This window comes from [Bacteroides] pectinophilus (assembly GCA_025146925.1).
Lineage (GTDB): Bacteria > Bacillota > Clostridia > Lachnospirales > Lachnospiraceae > Bacteroides_F > Bacteroides_F pectinophilus.
The window spans coordinates 2,160,458-2,175,320 of record CP102260.1 but is presented as its reverse complement, the minus strand read 5'-3'; the positions used below and the strand labels follow the sequence as shown (position 1 = coordinate 2,175,320).

General features: G+C 42.9%; 13 protein-coding genes. All 13 read left to right on the top strand.

The window, feature by feature from the left end; translation table 11 throughout:
- The 13 genes from NQ488_10215 to NQ488_10155 all read left to right on the top strand — a co-directional run bounded on the left by NQ488_10215 (position 1) and on the right by NQ488_10155 (position 14,844).
- Entirely contained in the window at positions 1-1,104 is a 1,104-nt protein-coding gene (locus NQ488_10215) for a phosphodiester glycosidase family protein (GenBank protein ID UWN94947.1), read from the top strand.
- A 13-nt stretch (positions 1,105-1,117) separates the two neighbouring features.
- Positions 1,118-2,227, top strand: a complete 1,110-nt coding sequence (locus NQ488_10210; protein UWN94946.1) for a hypothetical protein — start codon at positions 1,118-1,120, stop codon at positions 2,225-2,227.
- A 22-nt stretch (positions 2,228-2,249) separates the two neighbouring features.
- Positions 2,250-3,824 (top strand): polysaccharide biosynthesis protein, encoded by a 1,575-nt coding sequence (locus NQ488_10205; protein UWN94945.1) that lies wholly within the window; start codon positions 2,250-2,252, stop codon positions 3,822-3,824.
- 113 nt (positions 3,825-3,937) lie between these two features.
- Positions 3,938-4,309, top strand: coding sequence for a GntR family transcriptional regulator (locus NQ488_10200; protein UWN97144.1), 372 nt, complete (start codon positions 3,938-3,940; stop codon positions 4,307-4,309).
- Positions 4,310-4,321: 12 nt separating this feature from the next.
- Entirely contained in the window at positions 4,322-4,867 is a 546-nt protein-coding gene (locus tag NQ488_10195; GenBank protein UWN94944.1) for a UvrB/UvrC motif-containing protein, read from the top strand.
- A 21-nt stretch (positions 4,868-4,888) separates the two neighbouring features.
- Positions 4,889-5,920, top strand: coding sequence for an ATP--guanido phosphotransferase (locus NQ488_10190; protein UWN94943.1), 1,032 nt, complete (start codon positions 4,889-4,891; stop codon positions 5,918-5,920).
- A gap of 16 nt (positions 5,921-5,936) precedes the next feature.
- Positions 5,937-8,396, top strand: coding sequence for an ATP-dependent Clp protease ATP-binding subunit (locus NQ488_10185; protein UWN94942.1), 2,460 nt, complete (start codon positions 5,937-5,939; stop codon positions 8,394-8,396).
- A gap of 146 nt (positions 8,397-8,542) precedes the next feature.
- Positions 8,543-8,956: an endosialidase gene (locus NQ488_10180; GenBank protein ID UWN94941.1), complete on the top strand. Its 414-nt coding sequence runs from the start codon at positions 8,543-8,545 to the stop codon at positions 8,954-8,956.
- A gap of 93 nt (positions 8,957-9,049) precedes the next feature.
- Positions 9,050-10,411, top strand: a complete 1,362-nt coding sequence (gene radA, locus NQ488_10175) for a DNA repair protein RadA (protein UWN94940.1) — start codon at positions 9,050-9,052, stop codon at positions 10,409-10,411.
- A gap of 41 nt (positions 10,412-10,452) precedes the next feature.
- On the top strand, positions 10,453-11,088 hold the full coding sequence (locus tag NQ488_10170; GenBank protein ID UWN94939.1) for a methyl-accepting chemotaxis protein: 636 nt from the start codon (positions 10,453-10,455) through the stop codon (positions 11,086-11,088).
- Positions 11,089-11,146: 58 nt separating this feature from the next.
- Positions 11,147-12,589: a glycoside hydrolase family 28 protein gene (locus NQ488_10165; protein UWN94938.1), complete on the top strand. Its 1,443-nt coding sequence runs from the start codon at positions 11,147-11,149 to the stop codon at positions 12,587-12,589.
- Positions 12,590-12,725: 136 nt separating this feature from the next.
- On the top strand, positions 12,726-13,271 hold the full coding sequence (locus NQ488_10160; protein UWN94937.1) for a sigma-70 family RNA polymerase sigma factor: 546 nt from the start codon (positions 12,726-12,728) through the stop codon (positions 13,269-13,271).
- On the top strand, positions 13,255-14,844 hold the full coding sequence (locus NQ488_10155) for a DUF4179 domain-containing protein (protein UWN94936.1): 1,590 nt from the start codon (positions 13,255-13,257) through the stop codon (positions 14,842-14,844). Before NQ488_10160 ends, NQ488_10155 begins: the two co-directional genes overlap by 17 nt.
- Positions 14,845-14,863 lie beyond the last annotated feature (19 nt).

The following is a 14,863-nucleotide window of genomic DNA, read 5'->3' as shown; positions in this document are numbered from 1 at the left end:
ATGTCAGAGAACAGACGAAGGAAGAGGGAAGAAGTAGAATTGTTTGAAGTGGATGACTCACAGATGCTTGACCCGGAGGACGATGGAAAGGACAGAAAGCCCGGAAGGGTTCTTAGTGCTATAGGAAAGGTATTTCTTACGATAATCGTAACGCTGGTGATACTGTGCGGAGGAATATATGCACTTATGTGTGTTGTTGTATATGGCCCGTCCAGGACTGCGCAGGAACAGTTTGTTATGTCACTCAGAGAGACAAGTGCCATTGGATTCATTGCCAACTGGTTTTTCTCAGAGGATGAGGTGAAGGCTATCATAGAGAAGAATTCAATAAAAGATACTGATGTCATTACAAACACAAGCCTTGTGACAATGGCATCGGGAACAGATTCTTCTGATGAGAGCGAAGAACAGAGTCAGGATATAGAGATTGTTGATATTAAGGGAACAACCTATCGCGGCAAGCTTATGATTATTAAGGATCCTTCAAGGGTGTTTGTGGGAACAGTTCCGCAGTTCTTTGAGGGAGACGGTAAGGTCGTTGCCAAGATAGCAGCCCGGTATAATGCAGTGGGTGGTGTCAACGGAGGAGAATTTGTTGACGGAGAGCTTACATATACTGCTATGCCTGTAGGTCTTGTAATGACAGATGGCAGGATTGTTAACGGGGATACAGCTACAAGATGCCATGTTACGGGATTTACAAAGGATAACATACTTGTTGTAGGTAACATGACAGGACAGCAGGCTCTTGATATGGGGATGCGTGACTGTGTAAGTATAAGCAGCAGCATAGGACCATTTCTTATTATCAATGGCGAGGCACAGGATGTATCAGGTGTAGGCGGAGGACTTAATCCGCGTACGGCTGTAGGTCAGAGAGCGGATGGCGCAGTTCTTCTGCTTGCAATAGACGGACGTCAGGCTAACAGCCTCGGGGCGTCATTTGCGGATCTTCTCTATATAATGCAGCAGTACGGAGCCGTTAATGCGTCTACTATGGATGGCGGAACATCAACACAGATGTATTATGAAGGCTCGGTAATTAACACACCATATTCGCCAACAGGACCAAGACAGTGTCCTACGGCATTTCTTGTAAAATAAGAGGGATAAGCAGATGATCGAAGATAAGAAGTCAGATAGAAGATATAAGAAGAAAAGAAGGCTTAAAGGCTACTGGAAGTTCCTGGCAATATATTCGGGCGTACTTGCCGGACTTATTGTTATAGGCCTGATATGGGTGTACGGACTGCTTGGTGCGTACGAAAAAGGTATGCCGGATGTGGCAATGGATAATATAATCAGGACACAATTCTCATCTGAGAATATTGATAATCTTGTTAATCAGAATGCTGGAGAAATAAGTCCTTATGAAGATGTTGATAATGTGAGAAAATATCTTGAGAATACCGTAAACGGCAACCTTACATTTGCAAGAAAAAGTGGTGAATATACCAATGATAGTCCGGTATATCTTGTAAAGTCAGATGATAAGAATATTGCCAAGGTGTCTCTTAAGGAGACAGGCAAGAACAGAAGAGGATTCTCAGTATGGGCTGTTGACGCAGTTACATTCGGCGAATTCCTTGGCAAAGATAATGCAATTACGATAACAGCTCCTTCAGATGCAGTTGTTACAATTAACGGAAAGCAGGCAGGAGAAGATATTATCCGGGAGCAGGGTGTACCTGTAGAGATAGCAAAGAATGTCGGCGATTATGTTAAGGTTCCGTGTAATAATGTCTACAGGATTGAGGGACTTATGGCTGAGCCGGAGATTACGGCTGTCCTTAATGGAAGGCAGCTCGAACTTAAGAAAGATGAGAGTGCTGATGGAACATATACGGCAGCATATCCTTCAGATGATGAACTTCTTGCAGGCCAGAGTGACAATATTAAGAATATTAATATTGAATATGGTAAATATATCATTAATAAAGGAAGCCTTACACGTCTTAAGAGTTATATGACAGGTAATGCCAAAAAGTATGTAAGTGACATTCCGGCTGTATGGGCGTTCCTTTGGGGTAAGAATTATACATATGAGTTCAAATCCAATGAGATAAGCAATTTTGTTAAGTATTCAGATGACTGCTTCTCCTGTGATGTCCATTTTGATTTGTATGTTAATTGGAATACAGGCGATAAGACTTATGATACTAACCTTTCATATGTATTTGTAAAGCAGAGCGGCAAGTGGTATCTTGCGGATTTTGCAATTAAGTGATAAAGGTTCGGAGAGACTGGCCATGTCTGAGAATAACAGTATAGGAAAAAAGTTCATAATTCATGGTGGAATTCTTGCCATGGCAGGAATTCTGGTTCGGATAATCGGAATGGTATACAGAATACCGCTCCTTAATATTATTGGCAGTGAAGGCAATGGAATATATAGTGTCGCATATAATATTTATAATATTGCACTTATAATATCCTGTTACGGGCTGCCAATGGCAGTATCAAAGCTGGTTTCGGCAAGACTTGTTGAAAAACAGTACAGTAATGCTTTCGGAGTGTTCAAAACAGCACTGCTTCTGTCATTATGTACAGGTGGTGCGGCAGCACTTCTCATATTCTTTGGTGCGGATTTCCTTGAAAATGTTGTATATGCAGGCAGCTATCCGGGAGTGTCAATGCCTCTTCGTGTGCTTGCACCCACAGTCCTTATAGTTGCGGCGCTCGGAGTGTTCCGTGGTTTCTTTCAGGGACATGGGACGATGATTCCAACTGCCGTATCCCAGCTTGCAGAGCAGGTTGTCAATGCAATAGTGAGCGTGCTTGCAGGGTATCTTCTTGTAAAGGCTTACAAAGGTGCTTCTGATGTTGCGGCATATGGTGCGGCGGGTGGAACACTTGGTACGGCAATGGGTGCATTTACTGCACTGCTGTTTGTAGGCTTTGTGTATATGGTGTACCGGCCTGCATTTACAAGAAAGATGAATCATGACAGATGGGGAGCCACTGAGACAACGGCAGAGCTTTGCAGGCTGATTGCTCTTACTGCTATCCCTATAATGATAGGCCAGACATTTTATCAGATCAGTGCGGCAATTGATGATATTATGTATGCCAATATCATGAAGTCAATAGGAACTGCTTCGGATGTGATATCCAAGACGAACGGTAATTATAATTCAAGTTATATAATGCTTATTAATCTTCCGATGGGTGTGGCATCTGCAATGTCGTCATCAATGCTTCCGAGTGTTGTGGCATCGTATGCACAGGGCAAGATTAATGATATAAGAAGCAAGATTGAAGCGACGATAAAGATTAATATGATGATTGCTACTCCGTCATTTATCGGTCTTATAATGCTTGGCGGCCCGATAATACAGCTTTTATTTCCGAGATATAACAGCGCTGAGGGTGCAATGATGCTTAAGATAGGCGCAATTGCGGTTGTGTTCTACACAATGTCAACAGTTACTTCATCTGCGCTGCAGGGAATTGACAGGATTAATTCTCCGGTGAGACATTCGTTTATTTCACTTATTGTCCATATAGTTCTGACATGGGGACTTCTTAAGTTTACAAGACTTGGAATATATGCGCTTGTAATAGGAAGTGCATCATTCCCGGTAATAATATTTATACTGAATCTTATAGAGCTGTATAATGAAATAGGTTACAGACAGGAAATCAAAATAACTTATGTGGTTCCGCTTATCTGCTCAGTTGTAATGGGAATCGCAGCATGGCTTACATACAGGCTTTTTCATGTATTTGCAGGCAACACGGTGTCGCTTCTTGCAGCACTTATGATTGCTGCAGTGGTATATTTTGGACAGCTGTATGTCTGCCGTAAAAAAGGCATTTATTAATATATCTGCCGGTGCAGGAGAGAATTATTACTCATGCACCGGGATATATTGACAAAATGCCTTTCTTGTTATAGCATATATATAACAAAAGATACTGGGAGGTGCAGGCAATGATTGTTGTAACAGTAGATTTTAACAGTGATGAAGCATTGTATATGCAGCTTTGTAATCAGATTATTCTGGGAATTGCAACATCACAGATTCAAGAGGGGGATTCGCTGCCTTCAGTAAGGCAGATGGCGGATGATGTCGGAATCAACATGCACACAGTTAATAAAGCATATACTATACTTAAGCAGGAAGGTTATATTAAGCTTGACAGGAGACATGGCGCAATCATAGCCGTTGATTCTGATAAGCTCGAGGCGCTGGAGAGGCTTGAGAAGCAGCTCAGGGTTGTAATAGCACAGGCTATGTGCAAGTGCATAACTAAGGATGAGATTCATACGATGGTTGATAATATTATTGATGACTATATAAAATAGGAGTTGAGCGTTATGCTTTGTGAGAGATGTAATGAAAGGGAAGCAACGATTCATTATACGGAACTTGTTAACGGTGTCAGAAGCGAGCACCACATATGCAGTGAGTGTGCATCAAAGCTTATGCCGGCAGAGTATGGAAGCATGTTTGGTGCCGATATGCCATTTGCAAAGTTCCTGACGGGACTTTTTGCGGCAGGAAGAGCTGATGCCGGTACGGCGGATGACCCGATGGCACATATTGTATGCCCTAAGTGCGGAATGAATTTTGAAGAATTTACACGGGTTGGCAAGTTCGGATGTGCAGAGTGCTATAATGTATTCGGACCGCTTATAGACGATAACATAAGAAAGATACACGGAAGCAATATTCATACAGGCAAGAAATATGCTGAGGCACCGATGGCTGATACGGCTGATGAGACAGGTGATGATGGGATTAATACAGAAGAAGAGATAGATCTTCTTCAGGCTAAGCTGAAAGAGGCAGTTGAACTTGAGAATTATGAAGATGCTGCCATGTTAAGAGACAGGATACGTGAGTTACGGAATGGTAATTAACGTGTGGGAATGGAGATAATTATGGCCAGATGGTTTGAGAATAATGGGCCTGACAGTGATGTCGTAATATCGAGCCGTGTCAGGCTTGCAAGGAATATCAGGGATTATAATTTCTCATTGAAGCTGGATGGGAAATCAGCTTCTGACATGATAGATAAGACTATGACAGAGTTATCCGGGTGTATGGAATTTGCAGATTACACAGGATATAATTTTAAGGATCTTAACGAATATCAGAAGCATGCGATGGAAGAGAGGCATACAATAAGCAGATTCCTTATGGAGCAGAAGTATGCTGCGGGACTTGTATCACCTGAAGAAGATGTATCAGTTATGATTAATGAAGAAGACCATATAAGGATACAGAGCTTTGTCTCAGGCAGAGATATGAAGAGTGCGTACCAAAAGGCTTCATCGGCAGATGATATAATAGGCAGGCATGTACCGTATGCATATCACGAGAAGTACGGATATCTGACAACGTGTCTTTCAAGTGTGGGAACAGGAATGAGAGCGTCATATATGCTTCACCTTCCGGCTTTGTCGGGTACGGGGCAGCTTGCAGGAATTATAGGTGAGCTTGGAAGATTCGGACTTAAGATGACAAGTGTGTTTGGTGAGGGAAGTTCTTCACCGGGGGATATCTACAGAATATCCAATCAGACTACGCTTGGGCTTACCGAACAGGAACTGATTGATAATCTTGATAATATAGCAGGGCAGATAATTGAACAGGAGCGTCTTGGAAGACAGCAGTATATGAAGCTTCAGCAGGTAGCAGCAGAGGATGCGGCTTACAGGTCATACGGAGTGTTAAGATATGCAAGGAAGCTGTCGCTTAAGGATGCACTTGTGCTGCTGTCTGAATTCAGAATGGGGCTTGCGCTCGGCATGTTTGGAGATAATATTGAAAAAGGGTATTCCGTATATCAGCTTATGATAGGAATACAGCCATATAATCTGCAGCTTGCCTGCAACAGCAGGCTGGAGCTTACTGAGCTTGAAGTTGCGAGAGCAACATTTATAAGGAATAATCTTCCTCAAATAGTATAAGAATGGAGATGAATATATGCAGAGCAGATTTACAAAGAAAGCAGAAGAGGCGCTGCAGGCTGCAGGGCTTGTGGCAGTCCAGCTTGGACACGGGTATATAGGATCAGAACATATACTTATCGGACTTCTTCAGACAGAGGATTCGCTTGCGTCTGCGGTGCTTGAAAGACACGATGTTGACGAAGAAAGGATAATTGATCTTGTTAACCAGCTGATAACACCTGATGATGGGATTGGTGTTAAGGAACCGTCAGGTTACACACCGAGGGCAAGAAGAATTCTTGAGGCAGCTTCAAGAGAGGCGATTAGATTTAAGTCTCCGCTTATCGGAACAGAGCATCTTCTTATTGCAATAATCAAGGAGTCAGACAGTGTTGCAGCAAGGCTTCTTAACACAATAGGTGTCAATATCAAAAAGCTTTATGTGGATCTTATGATGGCCATGGGCGAAGATACAGGCAATTACAAAGAAGATTTCCAGAATGGAAAGCCGAGAGACAGAAAGAACAGTACACAGACACTCGATCAGTATAGCAGAGATCTGACACAGCTTGTCAGGGAAGGTAAGCTTGACCCTGTCATAGGAAGAGAAAAAGAAATCGAGAGAGTAATACAGATATTAAGCAGACGTACTAAGAATAATCCGTGCCTTATAGGCGAACCGGGTGTTGGTAAGACTGCAATTGCTGAGGGCATAGCTGCCAAGATAGCCGCAGGCGATGTGCCTGACACAATAAAGGACAAGAGACTTGTAACGCTTGATCTTTCAGGCATGGTTGCAGGTTCCAAGTATCGTGGGGAATTTGAAGAGAGAATAAAGAAGGTAATTGCTGAAGTAAAGCAGGCAGGTAATGTGCTTTTGTTCCTCGATGAACTCCATACAATAATCGGAGCCGGCGGTGCGGAAGGAGCAATTGATGCATCCAATATACTTAAGCCGTCACTTGCGAGAGGTGAGATACAGCTTATAGGTGCGACAACACTTGAAGAGTATCGTAAGTACATTGAGAAGGATGCGGCGCTTGAAAGAAGATTCCAGCCGGTAAGGGTTGAAGAACCTTCAGAAGAAGAGGCAGTTCTTATACTCAAGGGTCTCAGACCTAAGTATGAGGAACACCATAAGGTAACGATTACTGACGAGGCGGTTGAAGCAGCAGTAAAGATGTCATCAAGATATATTAATGACAGATTTCTTCCTGATAAGGCTATAGACCTTATAGATGAGGCAGCTTCAAGGGTAAGGCTTTCATCATACGCAATGCCGGATTCAATTAAGAAGCTTGAGAGCCAGATATCACAGCTTGAGAATGAAAAAGAAGACTGCATACGCCATGAGGCATATGAGGATGCAGGAGAGATAAAGAAAAAGCAGAATAAGCTTCGTGAAAAGGTTAAGAAAAGCCGTGAAGAATGGGAGAAGACTAAGACAGAGCAGCAGCTTTTTGTGGGTGAGAATGAGATTGCTGATGTTGTTGCAATGTGGACTAAGATTCCGGTACAGAAGCTGGCAGTTGCAGAGTCAGAGAGGCTTATGAAGCTTGAGGAGACTCTTCATGCAAGAGTTGTCGGTCAGGATGAAGCGGTAACGGCCGTTGCCAGGGCTATAAGGCGTGGACGTGTAGGACTTAAGGATCCTAAGAGACCTATAGGTTCATTCCTGTTCTTAGGACCTACAGGTGTAGGTAAGACGGAGCTTTCAAAGGCACTTGCAGACGCAATGTTTGGAAGTGAGAGTGCACTCATACGAGTTGATATGTCTGAGTATATGGAGAAGCATACGGTTTCTAAGATAATTGGTTCACCTCCGGGATATGTAGGATATGATGAGGGCGGCCAGCTTAGTGAAAAAGTACGCCGTAATCCATATTCCGTAATACTTTTTGATGAGATTGAAAAGGCACATCCGGATGTATTTAACATACTTCTTCAGGTGCTTGATGATGGACATATAACTGATTCTACGGGAAGAGTTGTCGATTTTAAGAATACGGTAATCATAATGACATCCAACGCCGGAGCTGAGAATATTGTTGCACCTAAGACGCTTGGATTCAATGTCGGCAGCGATGAGAAGCAGAATCATGAGCTGATGAAGGGCCGTGTGATGGAAGAGGTAAGAAGACTCTTCAAGCCTGAATTCCTTAACCGTATTGATGAGATAATTGTGTTCCATGTTCTTAATAAGAGCCACATGGAGAAGATTGTTGATATCATGATTAAGAATGTTAATGCAAGAACTCTTGAGCAGATGAAGATTTCAATTGAACTCACTGAAGAGGCAAAGCAATATATAATCGACAAAGGATATGATTCCAAGTATGGCGCAAGACCGTTGAGGAGAGCGATACAGACGGAGATTGAAGACCCTATGGCTGAGAAGATTCTTGAAGGAACAATTAAGCAGGGAAACCGTGTCCTTGTTACATGTAAGGATGGAAAGCTTGATTTTGAGCGCAAGAGAGGCTATAACAGATAGTCAGGGAATGTGACGCCTGATATTTCAGAAATTATTATAATGTGATACTGATTTCACAAAAAATTTAAAATAAAAGGATAGAAATACAGACGATTTTATTGTATAATTTAGCTAGGTTTAAAAATGCATTAGAGGAGGACAGATAGATGCCAGTAGTTAAAGAGCTTATCCGTACCGAAGCTGACGGAACACTTAGTTTCGGTAACTATAAGTTAGATACAAAGTCAAAGCTTTCAGATTATGAATATTGCGGAGATTCCTATAAGGTCAAGACGTTTAATGAGATTACAAAGCTTGAGCGTAACGGAATGTTCGTATATGAGTCCGTACCGGGAACGGCTGTCAATGAATTCAGACAGAATGAGAAAGAGACAAGCTTTAAGGTAGAAGGAGATAATGATGCCCAGATTACTCTTGAGATGGAAGAGGGAGCTGAGTATGAGGTCTCGGTTAACGGGGATTATGCAGGCAAGATGAAGACTAACATCGGCGGTAAGCTTGTTTTAAGTGTAGATCTTCAGGAAGGTAATGCTACAACAGTGGTTATCACTAAGGCATAATCAGATATTTAAGATTTATATATTGTTTAAAAGGGCTGTCGCGTCAGTGTGGCAGCCTTTTTTGACAATATGCGTAATAGAATGGAGATAATAATGGCGAAGAGTAAGACAGCTTTCTTCTGCAGGGAATGCGGATATGAATCTGCCAAGTGGTCGGGGCAGTGTCCGGCATGCAAGGAGTGGAATACATTTGTTGAGGAGCCTGTAGGGGCAAAGACTTCAAAGGGGCGTGCGGCGTCATTACATGAGTCTGCTGCCCCTGTAACACTTAAGGATATAAGCACTGAGGATGCGGACAGGACACCTACGGGCTTTGAAGAAATGGACAGAGTGCTTGGGGGCGGGATTGTAGAAGGTTCTCTTGTTCTTGTAGGGGGAGACCCGGGAATAGGTAAGTCAACACTTCTTCTTCAGATGTGCCGCAATGTCTCTGCAGCGGGTAAGAATGTACTGTATATATCAGGTGAGGAGTCACTTAAGCAGATTAAGTTAAGAGCAGGACGTATTGGTGATTTTACGGATAATATGCAGCTTTTGTGCGAGACGAATCTTGAGGCGGTAGAGTCGGCAATTAAGTCAGTTAAGCCTGATATTGTAATAATCGATTCAATCCAGACTATGTATCGTGAGGAGATAAGCTCTGCACCGGGAAGTGTAAGCCAGGTAAGGGAATCTACTTCTGTTCTTATGCAGATAGCAAAGAGCATGGGAATATCAATATTTATTGTAGGCCATGTGACTAAGGAAGGTGTTGTTGCGGGCCCGAGAGTGCTTGAACATATGGTGGATACAGTGCTGTATTTTGAAGGTGACCGCAATGCGGCATACAGAATTGTAAGAAGTGTCAAGAACAGATTCGGTTCCACTAATGAGATTGGTGTGTTTGAGATGAGAGAGAATGGTCTTAACGAAGTCGCCAATCCTTCAGAATATATGCTGAGCGGTAAGCCGGAGGGGGCGTCAGGCTCGGTTGTTGTATGCCTTATGGAGGGAACAAGACCTATGCTTGTTGAGGTTCAGGCACTTGTCTGCGATTCCGGCTTTGGAATGGCAAGGAGAACGGCGGCAGGAACAGATTACAACCGTGTCAATCTCCTTATGGCAGTTATTGAGAAGAGGGTAGGAATACATCTCGGAGGCTGCGATGCCTATGTAAATGTTGCCGGCGGACTTAAGGTTAATGAGCCGGCACTTGACCTTGGAATTGTAATGGCACTTGTGTCGAGCTTCAGAAATCGTGAGATAGATTCGGGAACGATAATATTCGGAGAAGTCGGACTTGCCGGAGAAGTAAGGGCGGTAAGCCAGCCGCAGCAGAGAATTAATGAAGCGGTTAAGCTTGGCTTTGACACGTGTATTTTGCCGGAGGTATGCTTGAAAAATGTTACAGATAATGGTAAAATCAAGCTTATAGGTGTGCGTAATCTGAGTGATGCGCTGGAAATATTTGTGTAATATATTGTTATGAACGGATATTATGATGATTGGAGATTACTATGGAAGACAATTCATTTAAGGAACTCGGAACTATCCTGGAAGGACTTGATGAGTCACAGGACAGACTTGAAAAGGATGCATTTGACGTTATTAATTCGTCTGATACTTCTCTTAATATGGTAAGAGACAGCATCGGAAGTGTAGAAGAGATTCTTAAGATGATAAGCGACATGAATGAAGTTGTTAATGATGCATCTGAGAAGATAAACCAGCTTGAACAGCTTTCAGCACAGATTGAGAAGTTTGTCACTGTAATAAGCGGAATTGCCAACAAGACGAATATCCTTTCACTTAATGCATCGATAGAGGCTGCCAGGGCCGGTGAACAGGGAAGAGGATTTGCGGTTGTGGCAGGAGAGGTACGTAATCTCGCAGCGCAGTCATCTAAGTCATCAAGAGAGATAACTGACACGATTGCCAAGGTGCAGTCATCGGTAAAGGATGCAATAGATTCAATGCACAGCATTTATGATAATGCACAGAAACAGCAGGAGAAGGCAGGTGTGGTCAGCGACGTACTTAATAAAGTTGTTGATGCTGCATATACAGCTAACGAGGCTGCACGTAATATTGAGAATGAGGTCGCCGTACAGCGTGACATAACGGATGAGGCAAAAAAGAAGATTAATAAGTAATCCGCATTGCGATATTGTAATCGGATTAAATGAATTTAACAATTAGGAAATCATTGGAATGGAGACTGATATTAAGATGGATATAAGCTTTAAAGTTGAACGTCCCGTATTCAGGGAAGCACAGTATGATATAAGAGATTACGGAGCTGTAGCGGGCGGACGTGTGTCCAATACAGAAGCAATCAATGCTGCAATAAGAACATGCTCGGAAGAAGGCGGTGGGCATGTAATTGTACCTTCCGGATTGTGGCTTACGGGACCGGTAAGAATACTTACGGGTGTTGACCTTCATGTAGAGAATGGTGCGGTGCTTATGTTTGACAAGAACAGGGAGGAATATCCGCTTATTATCTCAGATTATGAGGGACAGCCGAGAATCAGGACAGTGTCTCCGATAATGGCAGCAGACGCGCAGAATGTTGCCATAACAGGTGAAGGAACAATAGACGGTAATGGAGAACTGTGGAGACCTCTTAAGAAGTTTAAGGTTACACAGAGGCAGTGGGACAAGTTTGTTGCGACAAGCCCTGATACAGTAATTCCGACTAATGAAGGCGGAATGTGGTTTCCTACAGTTACTTCATATGACGGCTGCATGGAAGGTGAACCGTCTTTGGATGACCCGGATGCGCTTAAGAAGGCAGAAAGACATTATGATTTTTACAGGCCGGTAATGGTTAATTTTGTAAGATGCGACAGAGTGCTTATCGATGGAGTTACGCTTCAGAATTCACCGGCATGGAACGTGCATCCGCTTCTTTGTACCAATCTTACAGTAAGTAACGCATTTATAAAGAATCCATATTATGCACAGAATGGTGATGGTATAGATGTTGAATCATGTCAGTATGTGGAGATTTACAATACAAAGTTTGAAGTAGGTGATGACGGAATCTGTCTTAAGTCCGGTAAGAATGAGATTGGACGCAGAATCAAGACTCCTACTAAGTATGTATATATCCATGATTGTACCGTAATGCATGCACATGGCGGATTTGTTGTCGGAAGTGAGATGTCACGCGGCATGAGCGAGGTTTATGTGCAGAACTGTGCATTCATGGGTACTGACGTGGGAATAAGATTCAAGAGCCAGCTTGGACGAGGTGGTATTGTTGAGAATATTAATCTTGAGAATATCAATATGACAGGCATTGTAGGTGAAGCAATAATATTTACAATGGGATATTCTCTTTATAAGCTTGAGCATGAGAAGAAGGATGAGGATGTGTTTGTGAGCACTGAAGATATTCCGGTATTCCGTAATGTCAATATGAAGAATATCACCTGCGTTGGCGCTAAGACAGCCTTCAAGGCAGAAGGAATTGCATTCCCTGAGGGGAAGGGCATGCCTACGGTATATGGAATAACCCTTGAGGATTCGGAGATTACCGCGGACAGCGGACTTACAATAAGCAATGCACAGGATATCCACATGAAGAATGTGACACTGCATATTGCCGGTGAGGATATCCGCATAGATAATGATGAGAATGTAAGATAGAACAATTGCGAGGGCAGACTGCTGCGCAAAGCCGTATGGATAAAATGACGGTTTTGTGCAGCTTTTTTAAATTTTTCAAATATGTGCAACCTTAGCGGAGTAAATTTTCGTATGGTAAGTGAAAGGGGGACAGACAATGTTTGGAAAACGAAAAGAGGCACACACTGCCGGGTCTTACTATGCAGGACTTGATTACGAACAGGCAATGAGAAAATATGCTGACATGATAACAAGAATCTGCATTATGCGGTGTGGAAATACCGAAGATGCCAAGGATTGTTTCCAGAATGTCTTCATTAAGCTTTATACCGCGGAAAAGCATTTTGAGACGGAGGAATATCTTAAAGCATGGCTGATTCAGGTTGCAATACACCAGTGTACGGATTATCACAGACAGGCATGGAACAGAAAGGTCGCACTTGAGGATGATATTACAAAATTAGATATACATTCGGGAAAGAGCGATGAGTATGAAGAAGAATCAGAACTCCTGCTTATGGTAAAAAAGCTGCCGGATAAGTATAAGGATGTTCTTTATCTCTACTATTATGAGGAGTACAGCGTGGCACAGATTGCAAAGCTGCTTGGCTCCAATGAGAATACAATTAAGTCGGTTCTTAAAAGGGGAAGAGATAAGATTAAGATTATGATAGGAGGAATGGGCAATGAAATGGTTATCTGAACTTGATGATATTAAGACACCGGATTCCTGGATTGAAGATACGCTTAATATGACTTCAAGAAAGGAAGATAACAGGGGACGAAGAAGAGAGGAAAAGCGAGGCAGTGTAGTAAAGATGCATAAGGGAGCAGGCAATATCGTTAAGGCGGCAGTTGTGGCAGGAGTGCTTATTGCCGTATCAGGGGGAAGTGTTTATGCATATAATCAGTATGTTGCAAAGTATTCAATGTCTAACACGGCATCATCATTAGACCACATGGGGCAGAGCGTTGATGAGGATGGCAATGTTTATTCATATGATGCAGCACAGAAGGTAAACGAGACAGCGGTATCAAGCTCGGATGCACTGTCGGTAGAGGCAACAAATGTGATAACCGAGGCACATCAGGCAGTGATCACACTTGCTGTTAAGAGTAAGAACGGAGAGCCTATTGTATATAATGATGAGACAAGGTTATCATATCCCGCACGTCAGAGATTTGAGACTGCAATGGTAATTGTAGATGATGTTCCAATCAGCGGCTCGGGAGTTTCTTCCGGCGTATGGGTCCAGAGGGTTGATGATGCATCAGTTCCTTCCGAGGCAAGATTTGAGCTTACAGTAAGAGCATCAAGTGTTGACTTTGCCGGCAAGGATATGAAGGTCAGACTTACAAACTTTGTGGATTCATGGGAAGTAACCAAAGGTATAGGCTTCAGTTATGACAGCGTTGCCGATATCCTTGCGCAGGGCAAGGCGGCTGACAGCAGCAGCTTTAAGAAGGTTGAGAAAGGTAAGTACGCGGACGGCTCATCACAGTATGAGTATGCACTTAATCCGGGAAGCTATAAGATTAAGTTCAGTGAGCAGTATCCTGATGCATATATCGATAATATGGGCTTTGGACCAAGAACAGATTATGACAATACGAATGCATTTTATATAACTGTTGTTCCGGGCAGGGATGCAGATGCTCTTGAGAAGCTGTGTTTCCAGAACAAGACAACGGGAATGATGTATAATTCAACATCAATAAGAAAGCTTGATGACGGAAGAATACAGGTATCCGTATCGCCTAATCAGGACAGACAGTATTCCAGGACCAACAGCGGTGTATATCAGAATTCCACAACAGATATGCTTAAGAATTACCGCCTTGTGCTGAACAACCCTGATAAGGAGCCGCTTACAGGCAACAGATATGAAGGCACATGGGAGTTCACTGTTAAGTCAGATGAGAGCCAGGCAGTAGCAGACAGGGTATTAAAGGATCTTGATATCACACCGGACATAACAAGTAACTACGCAGTTACCGGAATAAGACAGGTTACACTTACCGATACTGAATTTGCAATGGAATTTGATACAGATTATACAAAGTGGGGCAATGACAAGACTCTGTTCACAAAGTTCCAGAAGAGCATAAAGATTGTAATGAGCAACGGAAGTAAGATATCACTTGGCAATAAGGTTGGCGGCGGCTGGTCAGACAGAGAGACGGCAGCCGAGATGGACGGCAGGCTTCCTACATTCATTGATGCTGATGATGCCGTAGGTATAGAGATTGGAGGACATCTGTTTAAGTTTGAATAAAAACCGGTACAGAATCTGA